Consider the following 24,696-nt stretch of genomic DNA (forward strand, 5'->3'; position numbering starts at 1 on the left):
GTCAGTGCAGTTCAGTACACGTAGAACCATCTTTCTTATTTCAAGCGCTCACCCGATAAATAGACCTGTTCGATATTCTCTATGTTTTCGAGCAGTCCAATATCCGTCAACGGATTCACATTCAATACCAGCAGATCAGCAGCTTTGCCAGGTTCAATCGTACCGATCTCCGCTTCCATCTGCATCGCTCTCGCCGCATCTCTTGTTGCGGCTACGATCGCTTCCATCGGCGTAAATCCAACATCTTCAACAAGCAATCGAAGTTCGAGTGCATTCCCGCCATGCTCAACAGGTGCACACGTGCAGAAGTCTGTCCCTACTGCAATGGTTACGCCTGCCTTACGCGCGATAATCATGTTCTCAATATGCTCCTGATATACACTTTTGGCTTTGCGGATACCAAATTCGGGAACACCGTATTTATGCCCTTCTTTGATGATCCGATGTACAATGGCCAGCGTTGGCACCAGAACCGCCTTTTGATCCAGCATCATGCCAATGCCTTCTTCATCAATGTAGATCCCGTGTTCAATGGTGCGTACGCCCGCTTCCAACGCATTTTTGATCCCCTGTGTACCTTGCGCATGTGCAGCCACATAAGACTGTACCGCTTCCGCTTCATACACGATCGCCTTCAGCTCATCCATGCGGAATTGCGACCAGCGAGGGTCATCTTTCTCCGAAAGTACCCCGCCTGTGGAGCACACTTTAATGAAATCCGCCCCTTCACGGAACTGCGTGCGTGTTGCCTTAATGACTTCCGGAACCCCGTCACACACGGTGAAGATATTCAGTTCCGTTGGAATCATATGGATATCTGCATGTCCACCCGTCTGAGAGAGCATATGACGGGAAGTTTTAATCCGCGGCCCCTTCACCACACCTTCCTTGATCAGATCGCGAATGTATACAGCAACATGGCTACCGACATCCCTGACGGTTGTGAATCCGGCGTTGATCAGCTTCGGCAGATCCTGAAGTGCTCTCCCCATCTGGAGTTCATTGGCTTCCAGCGCCACCGCAGCCATATTCAGATTTTTGGCCCCGTGTACATGGACATGGGCATCGATTAATCCGGGCATCACCGTTTTGCCTGTTACATCAACAAGCTCGGCATTTTCCGGAATTGGAACGGTTGCTTTTGCACCCGCTGCTATGAATTTCCCGTTCTCAACCAGGACCACACTATCGGAAACAGGTTCTCCACCTTGTCCATCAATCAACAATGCACCTACAAAAGCAGTAATTTGACTCATCTGTACTCCACCTCATTTTCAGACTTGATTGTAAGTTCAACTAAAGAATATTTACACTGACCACTCCGATGACAGAATAACCTTCCGATCGCTGTTATCCCCAGATTTTTTTTGATTCCCTTCTCCAAAGGGAAAATCCGGGGATAGCGTATGCTTCCGAAGTAGCTTTCTTGCGAAAGCTTTTAGGCGAACGCTTTGCTTCTTCACGTTATTTCTGTCCTCTCCGTTCTCGTGTAAAAAGTTAAGTTGAACTTAAATATTACGTATATCTGTTCGATTTACAGCTCTACTGTTGTACTACGATGAAATTGTATCGTGTTAAAGTTAATGACATTATATAAGTTGCAAATGTATAATGTCATTGTTGATAGCAACAGCATTCTAATATTAATTATGGTGATATACACAATACAAATATAAATCACACAGCATAGTGAAGATCATGTTATATATGTAAGCATTTTGCCATGTGAACACAAAAGGAGTACGTTTGCTATGATTCATGAAGCGGTTCGCTCATTTATGGTTCAAGTCTTTGGGTCTGTTCCGTACGGAATTTGGATCAAGGATGAATATGATTTCCAGTGGAATAACTGGTTGCGTGAAGGAGAGCTACCTGAATATACAGATCAAGAACAGATTGAGTCATCCTGGAAGATTCTCAGGTACACGTTTGTTTTTTTGTCTAACATCAACATTCGTGTGGTTATCGATACCCAGAAACAACTTACCCTGCTACAGAGTGAACGTCTGGAGTCTTTGATTCGGGAAGGACTGCTGAAGCAGCAGATTGAGAAGGAACGTGCACACAATGATCGATGGTTGACCGGACTGCGGGAGCTGACCTGTTCCCTGGAGCTGAACGATTTGTTACTCAAAATCATGGAGAATGCGCTCCATGTCATCCCCTCCCTTTCCTGCGGGCTGTTCATGATGGTTGATCCGGACTCTGGCAAGATGATTCCTAGAGCGAAAGTCGGTTTTCAGGATAGTGTGTACCAATATCAGGGTGAGCTGGATGAGGGCATTACGGGAAAAGTATACGAGGAAGGCATTGGCCGAATGTATAGCACACCGGATGATGCCTTTAAAGATATGGGCAATGTTAGTCAGGTGAATGCGGATATCATTGTAAGTTCACTGCCTGACGGTATTATGGCAAAAGGACTTATCGCCGTTCCCGTGACAATGAACACCCACAAAATCGGTGTAATGCTGGTATACCAATTTGAACAAAACAGACGATTTGCCCCACATGATCTGAATGTGATGCAGGGATTTGCGGATCAGGCAGCCATTGCCATCTCCAACGCCACCATGTATTCAGAACTGCTGGAAACGAACCGATATCTCGTTAGCCGTAATGAAATTCATAATCAATTCACGGCGCTTTCCATTGAACATGTGAGCCTCGGACATATCATTGAGACGGTTGGGTCGATGCTGAAACTTCCCACCTATTATGTGGACATGGCGAGAAATGACTGGTACCCGCTCATCCCGGAAAGTATCTTGCTAAGTGAGCTCGATATCTATACTGCTCTGGACAGTCAGTTTAACCCCATCACCTTATCCGGTGGAACGGATCATAGCGATTATTACCTCTATCCCATTGTGAACGGATCTCTGGTGCTTGGCTGTTTTGCCATCCAATTAGATCATCCGTTAGGTCAGTTGGATCATGTGATTTTGGAACAAGGCGGAGCTATTGTGATGCTGGAGATGGTGAATACCTACTCACTCACCGAGATGTCCTATCGGAAAAACCATGATTTCTTCAGTGATCTCGTGCAATATAGAGAACCACAGCAGTTGGAGGCACGACTTTCCAGCTTTCAGTTGCCAGCCCATCAGTCCTTGTTCGTCGCTCAATTGCAGCTCTATGGGGAATATCCCGATATGAAAACAACTGAAAATTGGGTGCGCAAGTTGATTGGATTTATCGAAAAGGAGCTGGGCACCCGCGAACATCTATTGTTCAGCGCACATCACAAAATTACGATTCTGGCTGCTGCATCCGAGCCCAAGGTCAGACACTGGATCATCAGCAGGCTGGAAACGGCTGTGGAGAAATGGACCACCTCCAAGACTCCTGCCCTATCTATCGGCATCGGTGGACTGTATCAAGGGCTTGAGTATGTGTCCAAAAGCAATGACGAGGCTACACGCTCATTGTCCTTTTTGCTGAAACAAAACAAAGCGGGCCTGATGCTCTACGAAGAAATCGGGATCAATCGGTTGTTTCTGAACCAGGAACCTTCCGATATCGAGAACTACATTAACGAAATTCTGTCCCCTCTTCAACAGCAAAAATCAGGAGAGCTTGAACTCACACTCAAAACCTACATTGCCGCGAATCGATCTGTGCAAGCCACAGCCGAACGTCTGCATATTCATACCAATACGTTGTACCTGCGCCTGCGCAAAATAGAGGAGATTCTAGGTGTTGATCTGAACGATTCCGAGGGTTGGATGAAGGTGTATCTGGCATGTCATTTAAGTGAAGTGTACTCTGTTGCTCCTACCGCAAGTGGAGCACTAAAATTGTAACTCCATCAATTCAGTCCGTGCAGTTTGCGAAAACGCTCTGGACTCATGCCTGTATGCCTTTTGAACATCGCACAGAAATAACTGGCGTTCTCGTAACCCACCCGATCAGCTACTTCATATATTCGAAGCTCTCTCTCACTGAACATGAGTTGTTTGCTTCGATTGATCCGTTCCTGGTTCACGTAAAATACAGGTCTGGTATGGAGTGCCCTCTGAAACAGCCTGCACAAATATTGGGGAGATACCACAGCCACATCGGCCAGTTCTTTCAGCGAAAGCGAACGATCCAGATGCTCTGCGATATAACGCAGCACAGGCTTCAAGCGCTCCAGTTCATCATTATAATTGGCGGATGCGATGAGTAGTGGCTTCAGATCCAGCAGCAGGGCATATAATTGTTTGGAACACTCCACATCGTAATCTGCGTAATCCGCATCACCGCCATTCTCTCCTCTAACCAGAAGTTGCTCCAGGCCACGCAGCAGTGTGGCTGTCCTGAGTCTGCATACGCGTGAACCGGTTATCCCCGCATAAGATAATAACTGGCTAGCCTCTCTCCCCTGAAACGAGACCCAAGCCAGTTCCCAACGGTCACTGATGGGCATATATCGATGCGGAACATCGGGATACAGAAAGAAAACGTCACCCGGTCCGACGATATACTCGTCCTCTTGTATAATCAGTCTCCCCTGACCATGAATAATCTGGTGGATCTGATAATCCGGGAATCCCTCTGGACGCTCGGTTTCATATTGGTGTTCCCAGTAACCAACCGTGGTCATATAGATCGGCAGGCGAGCAGCTTCTTCTGTTTTACCAAAAAAAATCCGGGTATCCATCCAGTACACCACTTTCTCCATCGTTAGTTTCATATTGTGATATATATGGGCAATATTCTTTATTCTCTAAGTCATCATTCAATTCTATAATGACAATATTATAACATTTCAGAAGGAGTTGCTGTTATGCGAAAGAAACTGGTACACACCCCTCCAGCAAATGGATACCCGGAATGGAACAATAATCCCGAGACTTTTCAAGTAAACCGTCTACCCGCACATGCTTCTATGGTAGCGTTTCCATCTATAACAGAAGCATTGTCCAATGATTCCAGCACATCGCCATGGTACGAATCACTGAATGGTCAATGGAAGTTTGCCTTTGCGGAGACACCGGAGCAACGGATTACATCCTTTTATGAGAACAACTATGATGCCAGTGACTGGGACGAGATCGCCGTTCCTTCCAACTGGCAGCTACAAGGGTACGATTATCCCCACTATACAAATATGACGTATCCGTGGGTCGAGCGTGAGCCTGAATTGAAGCCACCATTTGCACCAACAACTTATAATCCGGTGGGTTCGTACATCCGCACGTTTACTGTTCCTGCAGACTGGAAAGACCGGCCTGTCCTGCTTCATTTTGAGGGCGTTGAATCTGCCTTTTATGTATGGGTGAACGGGGAGCTGGTCGGTTATAGCGAAGATACGTTCACGCCCGCAGAATTTGATATCACTTCGTATCTAACGGAAGGTGAGAACAAGCTCGCTGTGGAGGTATATCGCTGGTGTGATGCGAGCTGGCTGGAGAATCAGGATTTCTGGCGGTTAAGCGGCATCTTCCGTGGTGTATACCTGCATTCACCTTCACCGGTTCAGATCGCCGATTTCTTTGTTCGTACTGAACTGGATGACGCGTATCAGGATGCGGAGCTCCTGCTGGATTTGAAATTATTTAATCATAATGCCGCGCAGACCCCTGCGGGATTGTCCGTTCAGGCGCAGCTCTATGATGCACAACAGCAGACAGTGCTGAAGCAACCACTTACTGCGGCCGTTACTTTCCAGGGCGAGGATGAACTTTCATTCCAGTTGTCAGCAGAGGTTATGAACCCGCTACTATGGAGCGCTGAGTCCCCTAACCTGTATACACTTGTGCTGTCCATTCAGGACGAATCAGGCGAAACACTGGAAGCAGTCCGTAGCCGGATCGGATTCCGCAAGTTTGAACTGAAGGACGGCCTGATGCAAATCAATGGCAAACGCATTGTGTTCAAAGGCGTCAATCGTCATGAATTTTCCCCGGATAAGGGTCGAGCCATTGGGCGGGAAGACATGATCCGTGACATCGAGTTGATGAAGTCCTATAACGTTAACGCGGTGCGTACATCCCATTATCCGAATCAGTCTCTCTGGTACGAACTGTGTGATGAATATGGCCTTTATGTCATTGACGAAACGAATCTGGAAACTCACGGCACCTGGGAATATGGGCAAAAGGAAATGAATGAAAACAATATTCCCGCGAGCAAACCGGAATGGCGTAATAACGTAATAGATCGCTGTAACTCGATGTTCCAGCGGGACAAAAACCATGCGTCCGTTATTATCTGGTCTCTGGGTAATGAATCCTTCGGCGGAAATAACTTCATCGCCATGTACGATTATCTGAAACAAGTCGATCCAACTCGTCTCGTTCATTATGAAGGTACCTTCCATTATCGCCCTTCTGATTCGGCAAGTGATATTGAATCGACAATGTATATCAGTCCACAAGATGTGGAGCAATACGCGCGCATGAAGGGTCCGAAGAAACCTTATATTATCTGCGAATACAGCCATGCCATGGGTAACTCCTGTGGAGGTTTGCATCTGTATTGGGATTTGTTCGATAAATATGATGTGTTGCAGGGTGCATTCATCTGGGACTGGGTTGATCAGTCCATTCGTACCACTACGGCAGACGGTGTAGAATATTTTGCTTATGGTGGCGATTTCGGTGAATCTCCTCATGATGGCAATTTCTGCGGGAACGGATTGATTCTGGCCGATAAGACAGTTACACCGAAGCTGGAAGAAGTGAAGAAATGTTATCAGAACGTTCGTATGGAAACCGTTGATGTCAAAGACGGCCTGCTGCGCATCAAAAACCAGTTCCTGTTCACGGATCTGAGCGAATATTCACTCGTATGGACAGTAACACAAGATGGTGTATCCGTAGAGAACGGTACGTTGGATATCGCGGTACCTCCTGGCGAATCGGTTGAAGTCCGAATCCCTTATACGCCATCTTCCGATCTGTTCCAGGAAGCGGTGCTGACTGTATCTCTCGTTACGAAAGTGGCAACCAAATGGGCAGGAATAGGTCATGAGATTGCCTGGGATCAATTCGTGGTATCTCCGAGATTGCGTCCACTCCAATCGATGCGTCAAGGACTAGACAATGCGCCGCAGGTACAGGATCTGCAAGATGAATTGAAAGTATCTACAGGCCAAGTCACGTTGAGCTTCAATTCAGCCACTGGCGCGTTAACATCCTATCAGATCAACAATCAGGAGCAATTGCTCGCACCTGTCCGGCCGAATTTTTGGAGAGCCATGACAGACAATGATATGGGGAACCGCCTGAACGAGCGTTCTGCCTTCTGGAGAGATGCTCACGCTACCAGCAGATTAATTCGCTTTGAGCACCATGCAGACGAGCAAGGCATTCTCGTGACGAGCGATTATATGTGGGATCAACATCCGGGATGTACGCTGTCCATCACATACCGAATTGATGCGGATGGTGTATTGGAAATCAGTCAAACCCTTATTCCAGGCGTAGGCTTACCTGATCTACCGGAATTCGGTATGTTGCTGCAACTGAATAACCGCTTGGATACAATCTCTTGGTACGGCAGAGGCCCGCATGACAATTATGCAGACCGTCTAACCAGTGCACGTCTCGGTTATTACACAGGTGCGGTTCGAGATCAATTTGTTCCATATCTGAAACCACAAGAGTGTGGTAACAAAACGGATGTACGCTTTGCTGAAGTTACGTCAGCGGATGGTCAGCTTGGCCTTCATGTTGAAGCCACCATACCATTTGAAATCAATGCGTTGCCGTGGACACCGGAGGAACTGGAAGCAAACGACCATGTGTACAAATTACCTCAGAGCACACAGACTATCGCACGCATCAATTACAAACAAATGGGTGTTGGCGGAGATGACAGCTGGGGTGCACGTACCCACGCTGAATACACCTTGCCAGCCAACCGCGCGTATCACTTCACCTTTACGGTAAGACCTGTATAACATCAAGCAAGCACTGCTGGCAGCATGCCGGCAGTGCTTTTTTTGTTGGGGCAGTGAATAGTGGGAGTTTGAACTTTGTCATGGGAACATTATAATGAATGAGATGCAAGAAAAGATCTTTACCAGCTATTACTCTATTACGAGGTGAGACTTTGCAATATCTGTTTATCGCTCTCTTCATTCTTGGCTTGATCGCTTTCTTGGGATTTGTTGTTCTGATGATCTTATCTATTCGGAAAGGTGATAGGTTGCCGATCAGATATATTTTTCTAACGACGGCCTGTTTTGCAATTGCTTCAATAGGTTTGTATGGGATGCTGAGTTTATCTTCGAACTCTACTCAGTCTGAAATAGATCAGACCCCTTCACCCCAGATTAAACTTTCTGGCCTCCACATGACTACCGATGAATTTAAAAACAAGTTTAATGGCGTCGTAGGCAAATACCGACTGAATGGGTTGAGTATTACCCGCTTGAATATACAAGACTCTTCTGAGCACGGCACTGGCACTTTCGAGTATATATTCAATGACGAGTTACATTTGGTTGGTGCAGCGAATGCAGATAAGAGCATACAGGAAGTCAGGTTGTCCGCAACTGGTGATACGCGTAAACCAACAGGTGGAATTTTCTTGACTGCTATCGCCACACTCATTCTCACAACCAATAGTGAGTACACGTATAACGATGCACAAGATGTCATCCAGGATATCAGTCTATTGGATCGTGATGTGAATCAGTCTGATTTTGATGGAGCGACTATTCGCAACGGATTAGAATATCGCTTCAGCGTACAGGATTCTGAGCACTCTACTTTTGAAATAACTGTTGCGAGATAAGATGCGATTGTGCAAAAAGGCCGCTCCATGAAGGAACGGCCTAACGTGTGATATGTACTATAGAAATGATTAGGTAAATTTAATTTTGATCTCTTCTTTTTAGGGATTAAAGAGTCCTAATATCAAAGTAACCACAATACAAAACAGCGATACAGGGTACAATATCCATTTACTGATCCTGTCTTTGAATGTGATCATCAAACAAATAATGCATATCCACGCAATTAATAGTTGCCACCAAACCAATGATGAACACCTCCCGAATGCGAGTTTCACTCAAAAGTTACAGTCTCGCTTTGATTGTTCCAACTCATTTTAAAGGTAATCGGGTCTTTCGTTTTCTCCGCCTCAGTAGCCGTTCCCGACATACTGAACGGTACCCCTTGCTCCTCAAGCGCCTTCCCCTGTTGTTTTATATTATTGCCGGTAAGGTCAAACACAAAATCTTTTATACGCTTTTCATCACCTATATAAGTAATACTATAGCTCCCTGTTGATCTCTGTAGAGAAACATCCCAGTTATCGCTCTTTCCGTGTAGTCTATCATCCGCACCACAAGCTGAGACAATAGATACAAGCACTATAACACAAAGAATCATTGGCAGTTTAAATAATTTCATAATATCCCTCCTTTTAGGAATATACCCAAAAATGTGAGTTATGATATTTGCTAATCATTCCTGATATCTAATCTATATAAGTTGAACTAAAGTTATTTACACAGACACTACGATGACAGAATAACCTTCCAATCGCTGTTATCCCCAGATTTTTTTGATTCCTTTTCCGAAGGGGAAAATCCGGGGATAAAGGCGAACGCTTTGCTTTTTCAGGTTTTTTCTGTCCTCTCCGTTATCGTGTAAATGATTAGCTCAATTTATATAGTTTAATGTGTCTTACCTTTGAATGATATGATTAACGATTTTCTGAGCATCGTATTTAACCCATCCCAACAGTGCTGAACCCCGTGATGTTTGCCAAGGTAGCCCTACAAAGTACAATCCAGCAACCGGTGATACGCCTCTCTCGTGTATAATTACACCTTGGGCATCAAAAGCAGTATTGATATCGATCCAACTATCATTTCGCTTAAACCCAGTCGCCCAGATAATATTGTCTATTCGTGTCTCACTACCATCCTCATATAGGATGCGGTCATCTATTGCATTAATGGCACGTGGGCGCAGGTTAACTTTTCCCTGGGTCATCAATTCTTTTAACTCATAGCCATATACGTACTCAGGCTGATTTCTCAACCATTTTCCAACCATACGATCTGCACTTGCACGTAATATTCCGAGCTTTTCAAAATACCAGAATATACTTCGTCTCATAATATGCAAAGGCCTAAAGGTAATATTTCGAGCTATGGATATGTATACGGTTTGCTTATCATCTGATGTCAACTCTACGGCGATTTGGGCACCTGAATTCCCTCCGCCTACAACTACTGTTGATCCAGGAAGCAATTGAGAGATATTTTTATATTCTGATGAGTGAAGCTGAATCACATGCTCGGATAATGCTTTAGCAAAATGAGGAACATTTTTGGTCTGGAAAGGCCCCGTGGCAACGATAATATTGCGCGCTTCAATCGTTCCATCATTGGTTTCAGCATAGTACACCTCATCTTGCTTCGAGAGACGGGAGATTTTACAGTTTAACTTTATTGGAAGCTCCATTTGTTTAGCATAGTTTTCAAAATAATCTGCAATTTCATCTTTGCTTGGCAGGCTATTTTCATTTCCATTAAGCGGCATTCCCGGTAACCCATCATACATTCGTGGGGTAAAAAGACGCAAGGAATCGTACCGTTTACGCCAAGATTCCCCGATAGATGAGGCAGCATCAACGATTAAAAAGGTTAACCCCGACTGTTGAAGATAGTAACCTGCTGCCAAGCCTGCCTGCCCAGCTCCGATAACCAATACATCGTACATATGTATCATCCCCAATATCGTTTTATGTTTTAATATATGAGCACTTGTTCATATGTTTATTTTACTTAACAACTGTCTGTTTAGCAATAGAAAAACATCACTACTTCCTTTTACAAGATTATCCATTAAAAAAGCTCCCTCACGGGAGCCTTTAATCATTTCAGGGCAAGTTTCTTATAACTTCTCATGTATGCTACGTGCTAAGTATGATAGGTTGGTTGAATTCTACCTGGTGTATCTATCGATGTCATCGTTCGCATACTGATGCTCTCTTCTATGGTAATCTTCATGCTGACGAACGTCGTTCTTTAATTTCGCTAAGAAACCCCACCCCATAAAAGCAAGCAACAGCACGGTAATTAGCGCATAAGCGAAGCTATATAGATTCATATAGAAGTTAATAAAAATTGCAGCGAGCATCAAGCCCAGAATCCATAATGTCCACTTTGTACCCTTTCTCAAATCATTTCCTCCTCAAGTCGTTACTGATAAGCTCTCTATGTATCACAGTACATACGAAACCATAGGAACGAGGTTTCAATCACAGGGCTTCAAATCTACATTTAGAGCGAATTACCGAATCTTTAAATAACATCAGTTCCAAGAGAAACATCCAATATGCCCGACATCCCTTACGCAGAAGAGGTACTTACATAATACGAACCCGTCGACAATGCTTTGTCACTATAATATGTATGCTCTTTTCCGTCTGCCGGGACCCTGCCATACAATATTTCAGTTCCACTAGGTGATCCTTCATTGATCGTGAACGTGAAGTGTTTCGAACCCGTGTTTTTAAAACTCACTTTCACATAACTAAACCCTGTTGGAATATCAAACTGATGCGTATTTGTAGTGCCTGCGAAATCCTCATTATTAATTACTGTGAATGTAGTTAATGGAGTATCACTAGCTTCATTTACTTTTACAAATTTTCGTTCGGAATCAGAAGTGAAATTATAGATTAAGATGATAACAGCAGCAGACACTAAACCTGCCACTATCATTTTTCTAATATGTTTCATGATATATGCCCTCCATATCTCTTGATACTAACTTTGATTATAAAAATACTCAACAATACAAAAACCACTCCTTAATTAAGAAGTGGTTTTTGTATTGTTTATAATTTGTAACAGTGACTGCTTCACAAATTCTTGTCACATCGTAACGAGAATTCACTCTGCCAGGCACATGATGCTTTAAAGGTTTTTACACCTTTATTACATCATGCCGCCCATTCCACCCATACCGCCCATGTCAGGCATTCCGCCACCAGCACCTGCTGGTTCTGGTTTGTCAGCGATAACTGCTTCAGTAGTCAAGAACATTGCTGCTACGGAAGCCGCGTTTTGCAATGCATAACGAGTTACTTTCGCAGGGTCAACGATACCAGCTTCGATCATGTTAACCCACTCGCCAGTTGCAGCGTTGAAGCCTACGCCAGTTTGTTCTTTTTTCAGACGTTCCACGATTACGGAACCTTCTTCGCCAGCGTTAGCTGCGATTGTACGGATTGGTGCTTCCAGAGCACGTAGGACGATGTTTACGCCTGTTTGCTCGTCACCGGACAGAGCTACAGCCGCAACCGCGCTATATACGTTCATGAGCGCTGTACCACCACCGGATACGATACCTTCTTCAACCGCAGCGCGAGTTGCGTTCAGGGCATCTTCGATGCGAAGTTTGCGTTCTTTCAATTCTGTTTCAGTAGCCGCACCAACTTTGATTACTGCTACACCGCCGGACAATTTAGCCAGACGCTCTTGCAGTTTCTCTTTGTCGAACTCGGAAGTTGTTTCTTCCAATTGTGTACGGATTTGGCTAACACGTGCATCGATATCGGATTTGTTACCAGCACCGTCAACGATGATTGTGTTTTCTTTTGTTACACGGATTTGACGAGCTGTACCCAGTTGTTCCACAACAGCGGATTTCAGATCCAGACCCAGTTCTTCCGTGATCAATTGGCCACCAGTGAGGGCAGCGATGTCTTGCAGCATTGCTTTACGACGGTCACCGAATCCTGGAGCTTTAACAGCTACAGCATTGAATGTACCACGCAATTTGTTCACAACCAGCATAGCCAGTGCTTCGCCTTCGATATCTTCAGCGATCAATACCAGCGGTTTGCCTTGTTGAACGATTTTCTCAAGCAATGGCAAGATGTCTTGCGTGCTGGAGATTTTTTTGTCTGTGATCAAGATGTACGGATTGTCCAAAACAGCTTCCATTTTGTCCGTATCAGTGATCATGTAAGGAGAGATGTATCCACGGTCGAATTGCATACCTTCAACCACTTCAAGCTCTGTAGCGAATCCTTTGGATTCTTCTACAGTGATAACGCCATCTTTACCCACTTTTTCCATAGCTTCAGCGATCAGTTCGCCTACTTCTTCGTCAGCTGCAGAGATTGCTGCAACTTGTGCGATGGATTGTTTGGAATCGATTGGTTTGGAGATGGATTGCAATTCAGCAACCGCAGCTTTAACCGCTTTGTCGATCCCTTTACGGATACCGATTGGGCTAGCGCCTGCAGTTACGTTTTTCAAGCCTTCTGTGATCAGCGCTTGCGCCAATACAGTTGCTGTTGTAGTACCGTCACCGGCAACATCGTTGGTTTTTGTTGCTACTTCTTTAACCAGTTGTGCACCCATGTTCTCGAATGCATCTTCCAGTTCGATTTCTTTAGCAATGGTTACACCATCGTTTGTGATGAGCGGGCTTCCGAATTTTTTCTCCAGAACCACGTTACGGCCTTTAGGACCGAGTGTTACTTTTACTGCATTAGCCAATGCGTCCACACCACGAAGCATGGAGCGACGAGCGTCTTCACTGAATTTAATGTCTTTAGCCATGTTAAGAAAACCTCCCTAGTTTTTGTTGGAAAATGGTCGTGCTATATGGTTCGGTTATCCGATTAAATTTGAATTAGTCGAGAATCGCGTGAATATCGCTTTCTTTCATAATCAAATATTCTTTACCTTCGAATTTGATTTCTGTACCGGCATATTTGGAGAAAATAACGCGATCTCCTTCTTTCACTTCCAGAGCTACACGTACGCCGTCTTTCAATACTCCAGCACCAACTGCAATGATTCTACCCTCTTGCGGTTTTTCTTTGGCGGAGTCCGGGAGTACGATCCCGAAAGAAGTTGTTTGTTCTTGCTCCAGTGGTTCTACCAATACGCGTTCACCTAAAGGTCTGATCATGAAAAATAGCCTCCTTTTGAAATTATATAACGTTACATTGTAGGTTGTAGCCATATGTATTAGCACTCGACAGTGTTCAGTGCTAACAACCAACTTTATGATACTCAACTTGAAGCATGATTTCAAGTCCTTTTGACGAATTCCTGCGAGAATTTACGTTGAATTTACATAATCATAGCCAAATTACACCCGCTGTGCCTGGTTCTATGTTGCAATTCACTAATCTTATTCTACGAAATTGTTTAACCCTTCTGCAACGTTAACAGACAGTCCCTTTCCCATTGTATCCATTGTTGAACATAATATGCCTGCTTGTCCTGTCGTGTTGGTCGGCAGTCTACAGAAATAGCCCGGATAAGAACATACCGTCTTTTCCGGGCACATCACAGCTTATCCTCATTCAGCCCGCATGTTTCTTATCCTCGGCACGAACGTAGCGGGATTCGATCTCTTCATCGGCTGCAAGCTGCTTGCGATATACGATTGCGGATAATAACACACTGATCTCATATAACAGGAGCAAAGGAATCATCACCAGCAGATCGGAAATAAAGTCTGGAGGTGTAATGACCACTGCAATGAAGATCAGAACAAAATAAGAGACTCTGCGCATCTTGCGAAGACGAATTGGATTCAGAATCCGCAGTCCTGTCAGAAACATAATAAGTAAAGGAAGTTCAAATAACAGGGACACAGGCAACACAATGCCAAACAGGAAGCTGAAATACTGTTTCATCCCGTAGGTCTCCACAAGCCCCATCTTCTCCGTAATCGCTGTTGTGAAGGCAAGTGCCATCGGAAAAATAACATAATACGAGAAAGCCATACCTGTCAGAAATAAAAGAAACACATAGGGCACATACTTCAGCGTTGCTTTTCGTTCGCGCGGCTTTAGCCCTGGACTAACAAACTTCCAGATCTGATACACCGTAAACGGCAGTGTAATAATAAGTGAGAACAACCCTGCAATCTTCATATAGATGCCAATCCCGTCCCAGAACGAGAAGGCATGTAATACAAAACCTTTTGCCGACTCTGCCTTGGTCAGATATTGGTATACCGGGTCCGCCACAAAAAATCCTGCAATCAGTCCCAGCACAAAAATGCTTAGTACATAAATCAGCCGCTTCCGCAGCTCGCTCAGATGTTCCGTAATCGACATTTCTTCCATTTGCTGCGTCATGCCTGCCCCCCATTATTGCCAGCTTAAAATACAAAACCCTTCCGGCAGGAAGGGATTTCTCTTTCATTGCCGTCAAGATTATTCCGGCAGGCGTTTATCAGCAGGCTTGTCTGCAGGTGTGCTCTCAGTCGCCAGCGGTTTCGCCTTCTCCTGCTCTTTGCGATTGGACGAGTCATCCTCAGAGATAATCTCGCGAGCGCCCTCTTTGAATTCACGGAAGGTACGCCCAACTGCACGTCCCAGTTCCGGAAGTTTGTTGGGTCCAAACAACAACAATGCAATCACAGCCAGCAAAATAAAACCCGTTGGTCCAATGGAACTAAACATTGATATTCCTCCTCGTCTCAAGCTTCGAAGATGCGCATACTCGGCCAGATGTTCATAGATGTCTCTGCTGCGTTCTTAATTTAAGCCCATCATACCATAGATGTAACCACTTACATAACCCGCAAAATTCACAAATAAGATAAGAGATGTCACTAGAACAATCTAACACCGGTTCATGGCTAATCGGATATCTTGCCCCAGAGTCCGTGCTCGATTATTGCTTGAACTGACCCGTAACCATCAGCAGCGCTTCCGGAAGCTGATCCATAATGGCCGCCAGATGTTCATGCACACCCTTTGGTGTACCTGGCAGATTCACAATCAGCGTGCGTCCACGAATGCCACATACCCCACGGAACAGCATTGCAGAACGGTTTTTGCTCATTACACTGTACCGCATGGCCTCTGCCATCCCGGGAACTTCCCGCTCAATTACGCGCCGGGTCGCTTCCGGGGTAATATCACGAATGGCCAGCTCCGTGCCACCGGTAGTCAGCACCAGATCGGCGTGAAAATAATCCGTCATCTCAATCAAAGCCGCAATAATCTCATCGGGTTCATCCGGAACGATACGGTACTCCACGATTTGACCACCCAGCTCTTCTTCCACCAGCTCCCGAATGACTTGTGCACTCGTATCCTCACGTTCCCCGCGGGCTCCTTTGTCACTGGCTGTCAGGATTGCTGTTCTCCACACCATAAAGATCACCCTTCTCCTCTATGAAAATAAATATTGCCTATCGGCTGTAATCACCGTTTTTGCCACCACTCTTGGAATTCAACATGGTTGGACCGATAATCATATCTTTTTGCATGGCCTTGCACATGTCATAGACCGTCAGTGCTGCAGCTGAGGCAGCCGTGAGCGCCTCCATCTCAACACCCGTTTTGCCTTCAGTTTTGACAGTAACTTCAATGTGTAATTCATCCACTCCATTATCATGAAAACGAATATCCACACCCGTCAGTGCCAGCGGATGGCACATCGGAATCCAGTCCGACGTTTTCTTCGCGCCTTGAATCCCGGCAATCTGAGCCACAGCCAGAACATCACCTTTGCCGATTCGGCCCTCCCGAATCGCTTCCAGTGTATCTGGATTCATCGTCAATCTGGTTACAGCCACAGCCGTACGTACGGTAATTTCCTTACCTGAGATATCAACCATCCGGGCCCGCCCCTGTTCATTAAAATGGGTCAGTTTGCCACCCGAAGCCTGGCCGTTGTTCACTTCTGAACTCAATCACATCACAACCCTTTATTCGATATGTAATATACCTTCGGTTGTTATCAACAGATCAATCCGCAGATCGAGCAGGTCCATCGGGATCTCCTCCTGTAACTGACCCGGCAATACCATCGCAGCCATCAACGGTTTCTTGCCCGTCATCGCACATGTTGCTGCAAGCGTCTCGGCAAAACGATCATAATAACCGCCACCATAACCAATACGCCCGCCGTGGAGATCATAACCAAGCCCCGGTACCAATACGAGATCGATATCCGGCCAATCATCAGGCGTCAGGACTTCACAGGAATCCTTAGGTTCGGGTATCCCCCATATGCCTGGCTCCAGATCTTGTTCTCCGGTCACTCGCCGTAGCTCCATTCGAGGTGGATTCGCCAACACTTTTGGTGCAAACATCACATCACCATGATTCCAGCCCTCTTGAAACAGAAAAGCTGTGGACGCTTCGCTTCCATAGGACAGATAACTGAATATGACGAGTGGTTTGTTCACAACCTTGCTCTTGGCCTGTCTAAGGCGCTCCAGCTCCCGCTTCACTCCAGCATTAATCTTAGTCATTGCCTGCTGACGCATATTTGCATCCATCAGATCACGGCTCTGTCTCAGTCTGGATCGAAGCTGACTTTTCAGTTCCGCATGATCCTGCATATCCTTGAATAACCTCCTGTTGATAGGGAAGGTAGAAAAAAGCTCTCATTAAAAACAATTTATATGTTATGACCAGTTGTCATCTTGTTGAAATGGTTAAAATGATTCATTTTCTGCAAAATCCTCATGTAATAACATGCCTTCTTTCAGTTTATCATTGATTGATCAAAAAGACTACATGCCCCATGCGTTCCCAATCGGTGCAATTGCTCTGTATTTCATGTAAACTGGGATATAGTTGTCATATCAAGAACTGGACCTATGGAGGAACTTAATTTTATGCTGCTGCAAGTATCCGGAATTATCAAACGTTTTGGTGTCGATCCAATCCTGGACGGCGTGAACTTACAAATATTAGAACGCGAGCGCATCGGCCTCGTTGGTGTAAACGGTGCAGGGAAATCCACTTTGCTCAAAATTGTAGCCGGTGAAATGTCCTATGACGGAGGACAGATTTTCAAGTCCAAAGAAACGACGCTCGGTTACCTCGCTCAGAACAGCGGGCTACAATCCGACCGTAACATCTGGGAAGAAATGATGAACGTCTTCGCTCACCTGACACAGGCTGAAGCCGATTTGCGTCAGATGGAACGTGATATTGCCGACCCTGCCCAGATGGAAGATGAGAAAAAGTATGCTGACCTGCTGGAACGTTATGCGAAACGCTCCGACTGGTTCAAGGACCATGGCGGTTATGAGATGGAAACCCGCATTCGCAGCGTACTGCACGGAATGGGATTCGGCGAATTTTCGCCAGACACCCCCATTGCTACTCTGAGCGGCGGGCAGAAGACACGCCTTGCCCTTGCTCGTATTTTGCTTCAGGCACCCGATCTGCTCATGCTGGACGAACCTACCAACTATCTCGATATCGCCACCCTTACTTGGTTGGAAGATTATCTGAGAGGTTATTCAGGCGCACTGCTCGTGGTATCCCATGACCGGTACTTCCTTGATCGACTCGTAACGACCATCGTTGAGATCGAACGTCACCGCTCCAAAAAATATACGGGAAATTACAGCCGTTATATGGAGCTCAAAGCTGCCGAATATGAAACTCAGATGAAGCAATATGAGAAACAGCAAGGCGAAATCTCCAAGATGGAAGATTTTGTTCAGAAAAACATTGTACGTGCTTCGACGACCAAACGGGCGCAAAGCCGGCGCAAAGCCCTCGACAAAATGGAGCGGCTTGATAAACCGATGGGAGATTTGAAAAAAGCCCATTTTTCCTTCGAAACCGCCGTTATGTCAGGCAAGGAAGTGCTTCGAGTGGATCAGCTGTCTGTCGCTTATGACGAGGCTTCTCCATTGTTCCGCAACGTATCCTTCGATCTGCGGCGTGGGGAAACGGTTGCTCTGATTGGACCAAACGGTATTGGTAAATCCACCATGCTGAAGTGTCTTACGGGAAGTTTACGTCCGGTAAGCGGGGAGATCCAATGGGGAACAAAAGTGCAGATTGGCTATTATGATCAGGAACAGACTGGGCTCAATCCGTCCAACACGGTTCTGGAAGAACTGTGGAGTGCCTATCCCGGGATGGAAGAAGCACGCATTCGGACCGTACTGGGGAACTTTTTGTTCAGCGGTGACGATGTGCTCAAGAAAATCTCCTCCCTCAGCGGCGGTGAGAAGGCACGTGTGTCTCTCTCCAAGCTGATGCTGAAGGAAGCCAACATGCTCATTCTGGATGAGCCTACGAACCATCTCGACCTGTTTGCCAAAGAAGTGCTGGAAGCGGCATTAATGGATTATGAAGGCACCCTGCTGTTCATCTCCCATGACCGGTATTTCCTCAACAAAATGGCTGAACGCATTGTTGAGCTTCATCCAGGCGGCACAGAACAATATCTCGGTAATTACGATGATTATGTGGAGAAAAAACAGGAGCTTGAGGACATCGCACGTGAAGCTGCTGAGGCACGTCAGGCTTCGTCCAAGAACTCGTCCAAATCCGATCTGAACACAGCCACAACCGAAAAATCCGGAGCGGCTTCATTCGAAGCGGAAAAACAGGCGAAGCGTGAAGAGCGCAACCGACAACGCAAGCAGGAAGCTCTGGAACAACAGATTGCGGAGTTGGAAACGAAGATCACCGAACTTGAGGCACAGATGGCTCTGCCTGAAATCTATCAGGATTATATGAAGCTGCAAGAACTCCAGCAACAATCGGAGGAACACAAAGCAGAACTCACCAAAGCCTACGAGGACTGGGAAGAACTAGCTATGGAATAGTACGAATAGTACAGACTCAGACCATGGCTTGATCGCGTCATACAATTATAGTAGTACCACCGGCTGATTCCTTATTGGGATCAGCTTTTTGTTTGTTGAGGATGCGTATTGAAGCTATGCACCTTATCTTCTGTATGTTCCTTGAGATTGAACTCTAACATACGGAGGTTAGGGGAGCTGTTTTGACTTTTGTCAAATTTACTCGAATGAAGAAAAATATTTTTATCCCCCTGTTCCTCAGACTTATCCACAAGAAATCAAGATAGCAAGCACATTAATAAGCTTAATTATACAGCGGTAGAATAGCCTTTTGCACACAAAAACCATATTTATCCACCAAGTTATCCACTTTATCCACAACTTTGTGGATAGTAAGGAGTCATTCTATCCCCTAAACCCTTTTCGTTTCGAAAACTATGCTGGTTTGGCTTTGGGATAGTTACCCACTAATTACACTGGATATGTGGATAACTATAATAACACCTTGACAAATGCATCATTCCACTCCTCAATGTACCTCCATAATAAGACAAAAGCAGACCTTTGTCGTTCAAGGCCTGCCCGTCATTTATTTACTATATGCCATGCATATTTACATCGAATTGCAATTGCTACTATTGCCGCTGTAGATGCGATCTGGCAATAGATGTTTTACGCATGTGCTTCTTGTTCATGATGTTCGGAAGACTCGGCCTTCAGCCCAGCAGCATTACAAGCCGCTACATACGCCAAACCGGCAGCCATGACGATATCATTATGTGTTGCTGTTCCCCGGAACTCACGTCCTGCACGCTCCACGGTAACTACAGCTTCTGCACTTGCACCCTCTCCACCACTCAAGGCATGCATCTCCATATCTACAAATGCAATATCATCGGAAATGCTCTGACCAATCGCACGGATGGTTGCATCCACGGGTCCACCGCCAACAGCAGAGTAAGATTGTTCTCCAGCGCTTGTGCGAATGCGAACGGCGGCCATTCGATCCGTCATGCTGCCGGCCGTCACCTGCAATTCAACCAATTCATAATCCTGTGCAGGAATATTCATGGTCTGGCTAACCATCTGTAATAACTGGTCGTCACTGACCACTTTTTGCTGGTCTGCGGTTTCTTTGAACACCTCATACAATTGCTCCATCTGTTGCTCATCCGGCTCAAAACCGTATTTGCGAACCCGATCCTTCAGGGCGTGACGACCGGAGTGTTTGCCCAGAATAATCATGCTGCGTGGGATACCCAGCGCTTCCGGGTCCATAATCTCATAGGTGCTCCGATTCTTCAGCAGACCATCCTGATGGATGCCAGATTCATGCTGGAATGCATTACGTCCCACCACTGGTTTGTTGTACGCAATCGGGAAGTGCATCGCACGGCTAATCTGACGTGAAGTCTCATACAGCTGATTCAGCTTAATGTTCGTCGTTGCACCAATTGCGTCTCCTCGAGTCTCCAGCGCCATAATCAGCTCTTCCAGTGCACAGTTCCCCGTCCGTTCTCCGATACCATTGATGGTCACTTCAATCTGGGTAGCCCCATTGGCAATCGCAGCCAAACTATTAGCTACGGCCAGGCCCAGATCATTGTGACAGTGAGCACTATAACGAACCTGATCGCCGTCTCTTGCACCCTCACGCACCCGGCGGAACATCTCGCCATACTCATGTGGCAGGGCATAACCGACCGTATCCGGCAGATTAATAATGCTGGCCCCAGCTTCAATGGCGACTTCTACCATTTCAATCAAATCGTCCATCTTGGTACGGGCAGCGTCCATCGCTGTGAACTCTACGATGTCCGTGAACTGGCGGGCATAAGATACCATCTCACGAGCGGTAGCCACCACTTCACTGCGCGGACGGCGCAGTTGATGCTCGATATGAATATCCGAAGAAGAGATAAACAGGTGAATTCGGCGCCGTGCTGCATCCGCTGTTGCTTGAACTGCTGCATCGATATCACCTTTGACCGCACGCGCGAATCCACAGATCTCCACGTTCTGCAACTGTCTCGAAATCGCCTGAACCGCCGCGAACTCACCTGGACTGGAGATCGGGAATCCAGGCTCAATGACGTCGATACCCAGAGAAGCCAGTTGGTGTGCCAGTTCAATCTTTTGCTCGGGCTGCAGACTTGCTCCCGGTGCCTGTTCTCCATCACGCAGCGTTGTATCAAAAATTTCAATCATGCGTTTGTTATTAGTTGTTGTCATATCCATCAACCTCCATCAAATTTTTATAAATATTTTCGTTACGATCCACGCGCCACAAAACACCCGCGGATCGCCGTCCCTGTTGTTATATGTTTTGTTTGTAAACGCGTATGTTGTTTGTAGCTTAGTCCTGGGTGATCACTAATACCTGTTGAATGTTTAGTGCCTATACTTGTTGTTCAATGTTCATTACTGGTTCGTTGTATATCCTGCTTACCTTCATGACAGAGTGTACGTCGACTTACACCCTGACCTTCTGATTCTCAATCTCCATATGGTTCTTCCCCTGCCCACCCTGCTGCCGGCAGCAAACACAAATAACCCGCCATCTCATATAAGAGACGGCGGGTTATTATCCCCTCCGCGGTACCACTCTCGCTTGATGGGCCAGGCTTGCGCCGGACTCCATCCACCTCGTCGTCTCCGAAATCCGCTGGATGTGCGTGCACGCACGACACCACTGGAATTCGGAGAAACACCCTATAACGGGGGTTAACCGTTGCTGTGTAACACATGTTGTTGTCCATCAGGACAACTGGGCGATTGATATCATCCCCACGCTTCCACAACTCCGTTCCCGGGCGAGATTCGAATGATTCCAGCCACTGCGTCGCACCACCCCGCAGCTCTCTGAGCGCTTTATCATTCTACTGCTCCCGTTCATCACATTTATAATATGACCTAACTTCATTCATCCTTATTTTGAAAATCAAAAAAGCCTGCCACCTCATGCAATAATGCAAGAGACGACAGGCTGTTCACCTTCGCGGTACCACTCTTGTTGACTTCCTTCCTGTTCATTCAAGACAACCCCTGAATGCTTTCGCATATCCGGATCACTTAAAGCAGCCTGAAAGCCCCCTCAGTTATCGTCAGTTGATCCTTATAATAACGGTCCTACCGACAACGGCCCATTCACGGAGGCAACCCGTAACCATGTACTTTGGGCCATGATCGGCCTTCGGATTCTCCCAGGGAGTCACCGTGTTCCATCGTTCCGCTTCCAGGTGAGTTTCAGGTTTCCTTCGACTGCGTTGCACCATACCGCAGCTCTCTAAGACCGGGAATGACCTTACTATTCCTGTTCATCGCGTTTATCAGTTCAGGAATCTGAATTCCTGTTTAAATTTGTAACTAAATATACATTCTTTACATCCCTGCTGTCAACTCTTAATCTCAAACTGCCTGCCTATATAAACTATAAGTGCGTGTTCAAAAAGATCGGTTTTCAGTACCGAGAAGATGGGATGAAGCTAGAAATGGAGTAGCGGAGCGTAGTCAAAACTACGTGAGCAACGGACATTTCGGCTGAATCCCATATTCGATGCTGATGATGCCGCTAGGCATCATTCGTAATCAAAAGCGGGCTTTTTGAACAACCTCTATAAGGACTGAACGGACCATTCCTCCAGAGAAAGTCCCGGATCTGCCTTCGCATCAAATTCAGCAATTTCTCCCCGCTGCCATTTCAGATACGCAGCTGCTCCTATCATAGCCGCATTATCTGTACAATACTCCATTGGCGGGATCAACAGTTCAAGCCCTTCCTTCGTGCATCGCTCCTGTAATGCCGAGCGTAACCCCCGGTTAGCTGCAACACCACCGCATAATAACAGTTGACGTGAACCATATTCACGAACTGCTCTAACGGCTTTCTCCACCAACACTTCAACAACAGCTTCCTGGAAACCACGTGCAACCGCAGACGGCTCCAAGGTTTCTCCGCGCATTTTGGCCTGGTTGAGCACATTCAGTACAGCAGACTTCAGACCACTGAGACTGAAATCGTACGAACCTGCTTCCAGCCATACCCGTGGTAATGGCACTACATCCTCCGCTTCAGACGCCATCCGGTCCACATGCGGGCCTCCCGGATAAGGACAACCCAGTGCACGTGCTACTTTGTCATACGCTTCGCCTACAGCATCATCACGTGTACGACCAATCAGTTTGAACTTACCCTCGGATTCCATATGCACGAGTTCTGTATGTCCACCAGATACGACCAATGCCATCGCTGGATATTGCAGTTCATGAGTAAGTCGGTTGGCATAGATATGCCCGGCAATATGATGTGTGCCAATGAGCGGTTTGCCCAGTGCCATCGCCATCGTTTTGGCCGCAACGATACCCACCAGCAGTGCTCCGACCAGCCCCGGACCTTGCGTCACGGCGATAGCACTTAGATCACGTGGACGAATGCCGGACTGTTCGATCGCCTGTTCCAGCATCAACGTAATGACTTCAACGTGTTTGCGTGAAGCCACTTCAGGTACAACACCACCAAATGCCTTATGGGTCTCGATCTGACTTGAGATCAGATTGGACAGCACTTCCCGTCCATCTTTGACTACTGCTACCGATGTTTCATCACAGCTTGTCTCCACCGCCAAAATGTAGGATGGTGCAGAATTTATTTTTTCATTAAGTTCGTTCATGAATCCAGTACGCTTCCTTCCTCTTCGCCGCTCCGGCCTGCAGACGGCAAGTTCGCCCACATAATCATCGCATCTTCCCCATTATCGGAGTAATACCCTTTACGAAGACCCGCCGATTCAAACCCTTTTTTCTGATATAAACGCTGAGCAATGCTGTTCGAGACTCTGACCTCCAGCGTCATTCGTTCCATCCCGAGATAAGCCGCTGTGCTCATTAATTCATCCAGTAACTTTTCGCCAAGCTTGCGTCCACGATACGCGCCTCTGACTGCAATATTGGTAATATGGGCTTCATCCATGATTGTCCACATACCTGCATAGCCAATGGCCTTGCCTTCCAATTCCATCACCATATATTTAGCAAAATGATTGTGTGTCAATTCATTTTGAAATGCTTCTTCCGTCCAGGGCAGGGTAAAGGCCTCATGTTCAATCTCCATCACATCGGGAATATCCGCGAGTGTCATGAACCTGAACTGAAGCGTTGCTTCCTGCTTATTATTCGCCACATTGTCCATCTG

General features: G+C 46.3%; 20 protein-coding genes and 2 other annotated features. Of the genes, 4 read left to right on the plus strand and 16 right to left on the minus strand.

Features of this window, described 5'->3' with window-relative positions; all coding sequences use genetic code 11:
* Window positions 1-35: 35 nt before the first annotated feature.
* Entirely contained in the window at window positions 36-1,256 is a 1,221-nt protein-coding gene (locus MHB71_RS18445; RefSeq protein WP_076251491.1) for an amidohydrolase family protein, read from the minus strand.
* A gap of 495 nt (window positions 1,257-1,751) precedes the next feature.
* Here MHB71_RS18445 and MHB71_RS18450 point away from each other — a divergent pair, with 495 nt between their 5' ends.
* Window positions 1,752-3,806: a helix-turn-helix domain-containing protein gene (locus MHB71_RS18450; RefSeq protein ID WP_340027212.1), complete on the plus strand. Its 2,055-nt coding sequence runs from the start codon at window positions 1,752-1,754 to the stop codon at window positions 3,804-3,806.
* A gap of 5 nt (window positions 3,807-3,811) precedes the next feature.
* On the opposite strand, the gene MHB71_RS18455 is transcribed toward MHB71_RS18450, so the two are convergent.
* Complete coding sequence (locus tag MHB71_RS18455; RefSeq protein WP_340027213.1) at window positions 3,812-4,666, minus strand: AraC family transcriptional regulator; 855 nt, start codon at window positions 4,664-4,666, stop codon at window positions 3,812-3,814.
* 105 nt (window positions 4,667-4,771) lie between these two features.
* Here MHB71_RS18455 and MHB71_RS18460 point away from each other — a divergent pair, with 105 nt between their 5' ends.
* Together MHB71_RS18460 and MHB71_RS18465 are read left to right on the plus strand one after the other, a co-directional pair.
* Window positions 4,772-7,891 carry a glycoside hydrolase family 2 TIM barrel-domain containing protein gene (locus tag MHB71_RS18460; protein ID WP_340027214.1) on the plus strand — a complete coding sequence of 1,040 codons (3,120 nt, stop codon included), beginning with the start codon at window positions 4,772-4,774 and terminating at the stop codon, window positions 7,889-7,891.
* Window positions 7,892-8,205: 314 nt separating this feature from the next.
* A complete protein-coding gene (locus MHB71_RS18465) occupies window positions 8,206-8,730 on the plus strand; it encodes a hypothetical protein (RefSeq protein WP_340027215.1) in 525 nt (174 codons plus the stop codon).
* Between the two features lie 272 nt (window positions 8,731-9,002).
* Here MHB71_RS18465 and MHB71_RS18470 read toward each other — a convergent pair whose 3' ends face one another.
* The 11 genes from MHB71_RS18470 to MHB71_RS18520 all read right to left on the minus strand — a co-directional run bounded on the left by MHB71_RS18470 (window position 9,003) and on the right by MHB71_RS18520 (window position 17,288).
* Window positions 9,003-9,350: a hypothetical protein gene (locus MHB71_RS18470; RefSeq protein WP_340027216.1), complete on the minus strand. Its 348-nt coding sequence runs from the start codon at window positions 9,348-9,350 to the stop codon at window positions 9,003-9,005.
* 276 nt (window positions 9,351-9,626) lie between these two features.
* Window positions 9,627-10,679 (minus strand): NAD(P)/FAD-dependent oxidoreductase, encoded by a 1,053-nt coding sequence (locus tag MHB71_RS18475; RefSeq protein ID WP_340027217.1) that lies wholly within the window; start codon window positions 10,677-10,679, stop codon window positions 9,627-9,629.
* A gap of 216 nt (window positions 10,680-10,895) precedes the next feature.
* Complete coding sequence (locus MHB71_RS18480) at window positions 10,896-11,132, minus strand: hypothetical protein (RefSeq protein ID WP_340027218.1); 237 nt, start codon at window positions 11,130-11,132, stop codon at window positions 10,896-10,898.
* Window positions 11,133-11,302: 170 nt separating this feature from the next.
* Window positions 11,303-11,695 (minus strand): hypothetical protein, encoded by a 393-nt coding sequence (locus tag MHB71_RS18485; RefSeq protein ID WP_340027219.1) that lies wholly within the window; start codon window positions 11,693-11,695, stop codon window positions 11,303-11,305.
* 198 nt (window positions 11,696-11,893) lie between these two features.
* Window positions 11,894-13,528: a chaperonin GroEL gene (gene groL, locus MHB71_RS18490; RefSeq protein WP_017690076.1), complete on the minus strand. Its 1,635-nt coding sequence runs from the start codon at window positions 13,526-13,528 to the stop codon at window positions 11,894-11,896.
* 73 nt (window positions 13,529-13,601) lie between these two features.
* A complete protein-coding gene (gene groES, locus MHB71_RS18495) occupies window positions 13,602-13,883 on the minus strand; it encodes a co-chaperone GroES (RefSeq protein WP_017690077.1) in 282 nt (93 codons plus the stop codon).
* A 400-nt stretch (window positions 13,884-14,283) separates the two neighbouring features.
* Window positions 14,284-15,066, minus strand: coding sequence for a twin-arginine translocase subunit TatC (gene tatC / locus MHB71_RS18500; RefSeq protein ID WP_017690078.1), 783 nt, complete (start codon window positions 15,064-15,066; stop codon window positions 14,284-14,286).
* A 78-nt stretch (window positions 15,067-15,144) separates the two neighbouring features.
* On the minus strand, window positions 15,145-15,393 hold the full coding sequence (tatA, locus tag MHB71_RS18505; protein WP_340027220.1) for a twin-arginine translocase TatA/TatE family subunit: 249 nt from the start codon (window positions 15,391-15,393) through the stop codon (window positions 15,145-15,147).
* Window positions 15,394-15,607: 214 nt separating this feature from the next.
* A complete protein-coding gene (locus MHB71_RS18510) occupies window positions 15,608-16,093 on the minus strand; it encodes a MogA/MoaB family molybdenum cofactor biosynthesis protein (RefSeq protein ID WP_017690080.1) in 486 nt (161 codons plus the stop codon).
* A gap of 37 nt (window positions 16,094-16,130) precedes the next feature.
* Window positions 16,131-16,634 carry a cyclic pyranopterin monophosphate synthase MoaC gene (gene moaC / locus MHB71_RS18515; protein ID WP_340027221.1) on the minus strand — a complete coding sequence of 168 codons (504 nt, stop codon included), beginning with the start codon at window positions 16,632-16,634 and terminating at the stop codon, window positions 16,131-16,133.
* 15 nt (window positions 16,635-16,649) lie between these two features.
* Entirely contained in the window at window positions 16,650-17,288 is a 639-nt protein-coding gene (locus MHB71_RS18520) for a 5-formyltetrahydrofolate cyclo-ligase (protein WP_340027222.1), read from the minus strand.
* A 279-nt stretch (window positions 17,289-17,567) separates the two neighbouring features.
* Between MHB71_RS18520 and MHB71_RS18525 the strand changes: the two genes are divergently transcribed.
* Window positions 17,568-19,526 (plus strand): ABC-F family ATP-binding cassette domain-containing protein, encoded by a 1,959-nt coding sequence (locus MHB71_RS18525; RefSeq protein ID WP_036668959.1) that lies wholly within the window; start codon window positions 17,568-17,570, stop codon window positions 19,524-19,526.
* Between the two features lie 651 nt (window positions 19,527-20,177).
* On the opposite strand, the gene MHB71_RS18530 is transcribed toward MHB71_RS18525, so the two are convergent.
* The 3 genes from MHB71_RS18530 to rimI all read right to left on the minus strand — a co-directional run bounded on the left by MHB71_RS18530 (window position 20,178) and on the right by rimI (window position 24,693).
* Window positions 20,178-21,737: a 2-isopropylmalate synthase gene (locus MHB71_RS18530; RefSeq protein ID WP_340027223.1), complete on the minus strand. Its 1,560-nt coding sequence runs from the start codon at window positions 21,735-21,737 to the stop codon at window positions 20,178-20,180.
* 334 nt (window positions 21,738-22,071) lie between these two features.
* Window positions 22,072-22,410 (minus strand) — a binding site (T-box leader).
* A gap of 66 nt (window positions 22,411-22,476) precedes the next feature.
* Window positions 22,477-22,835: a binding site (T-box leader), on the minus strand.
* 284 nt (window positions 22,836-23,119) lie between these two features.
* On the minus strand, window positions 23,120-24,175 hold the full coding sequence (gene tsaD, locus MHB71_RS18535; protein ID WP_036611272.1) for a tRNA (adenosine(37)-N6)-threonylcarbamoyltransferase complex transferase subunit TsaD: 1,056 nt from the start codon (window positions 24,173-24,175) through the stop codon (window positions 23,120-23,122).
* Complete coding sequence (rimI, locus tag MHB71_RS18540; protein ID WP_036668955.1) at window positions 24,172-24,693, minus strand: ribosomal protein S18-alanine N-acetyltransferase; 522 nt, start codon at window positions 24,691-24,693, stop codon at window positions 24,172-24,174. The genes tsaD and rimI overlap by 4 nt, the downstream gene beginning before the upstream one ends.
* Window positions 24,694-24,696: the final 3 nt, after the last annotated feature.

It is taken from the genome of Paenibacillus sp. FSL H7-0940, assembly GCF_037979415.1.
Taxonomy (GTDB): domain Bacteria; phylum Bacillota; class Bacilli; order Paenibacillales; family Paenibacillaceae; genus Paenibacillus; species Paenibacillus amylolyticus.

Excerpts from the sequence above, each read along its gene's own strand:
- MHB71_RS18445 (WP_076251491.1), bottom strand. The coding sequence starts at position 1,256 with ATGAGTCAAATTACTGCTTTTGTAGGTGCATTGTTGATTGATGGACAA.
- tatA (WP_340027220.1), bottom strand. The coding sequence starts at position 15,393 with ATGTTTAGTTCCATTGGACCAACGGGTTTTATTTTGCTGGCTGTGATT.
- MHB71_RS18455 (WP_340027213.1), bottom strand. The coding sequence starts at position 4,666 with ATGGAGAAAGTGGTGTACTGGATGGATACCCGGATTTTTTTTGGTAAA.
- tsaD (WP_036611272.1), bottom strand. The coding sequence starts at position 24,175 with ATGAACGAACTTAATGAAAAAATAAATTCTGCACCATCCTACATTTTG.
- MHB71_RS18525 (WP_036668959.1), top strand. The coding sequence starts at position 17,568 with ATGCTGCTGCAAGTATCCGGAATTATCAAACGTTTTGGTGTCGATCCA.
- groES (WP_017690077.1), bottom strand. The coding sequence starts at position 13,883 with ATGATCAGACCTTTAGGTGAACGCGTATTGGTAGAACCACTGGAGCAA.
- MHB71_RS18470 (WP_340027216.1), bottom strand. The coding sequence starts at position 9,350 with ATGAAATTATTTAAACTGCCAATGATTCTTTGTGTTATAGTGCTTGTA.
- rimI (WP_036668955.1), bottom strand. The coding sequence starts at position 24,693 with ATGGACAATGTGGCGAATAATAAGCAGGAAGCAACGCTTCAGTTCAGG.
- MHB71_RS18520 (WP_340027222.1), bottom strand. The coding sequence starts at position 17,288 with ATGCAGGATCATGCGGAACTGAAAAGTCAGCTTCGATCCAGACTGAGA.
- MHB71_RS18530 (WP_340027223.1), bottom strand. The coding sequence starts at position 21,737 with ATGACAACAACTAATAACAAACGCATGATTGAAATTTTTGATACAACG.
- MHB71_RS18450 (WP_340027212.1), top strand. The coding sequence starts at position 1,752 with ATGATTCATGAAGCGGTTCGCTCATTTATGGTTCAAGTCTTTGGGTCT.
- tatC (WP_017690078.1), bottom strand. The coding sequence starts at position 15,066 with ATGACGCAGCAAATGGAAGAAATGTCGATTACGGAACATCTGAGCGAG.
- MHB71_RS18465 (WP_340027215.1), top strand. The coding sequence starts at position 8,206 with ATGCTGAGTTTATCTTCGAACTCTACTCAGTCTGAAATAGATCAGACC.
- MHB71_RS18475 (WP_340027217.1), bottom strand. The coding sequence starts at position 10,679 with ATGATACATATGTACGATGTATTGGTTATCGGAGCTGGGCAGGCAGGC.
- MHB71_RS18510 (WP_017690080.1), bottom strand. The coding sequence starts at position 16,093 with ATGGTGTGGAGAACAGCAATCCTGACAGCCAGTGACAAAGGAGCCCGC.
- groL (WP_017690076.1), bottom strand. The coding sequence starts at position 13,528 with ATGGCTAAAGACATTAAATTCAGTGAAGACGCTCGTCGCTCCATGCTT.
- MHB71_RS18460 (WP_340027214.1), top strand. The coding sequence starts at position 4,772 with ATGCGAAAGAAACTGGTACACACCCCTCCAGCAAATGGATACCCGGAA.
- MHB71_RS18485 (WP_340027219.1), bottom strand. The coding sequence starts at position 11,695 with ATGAAACATATTAGAAAAATGATAGTGGCAGGTTTAGTGTCTGCTGCT.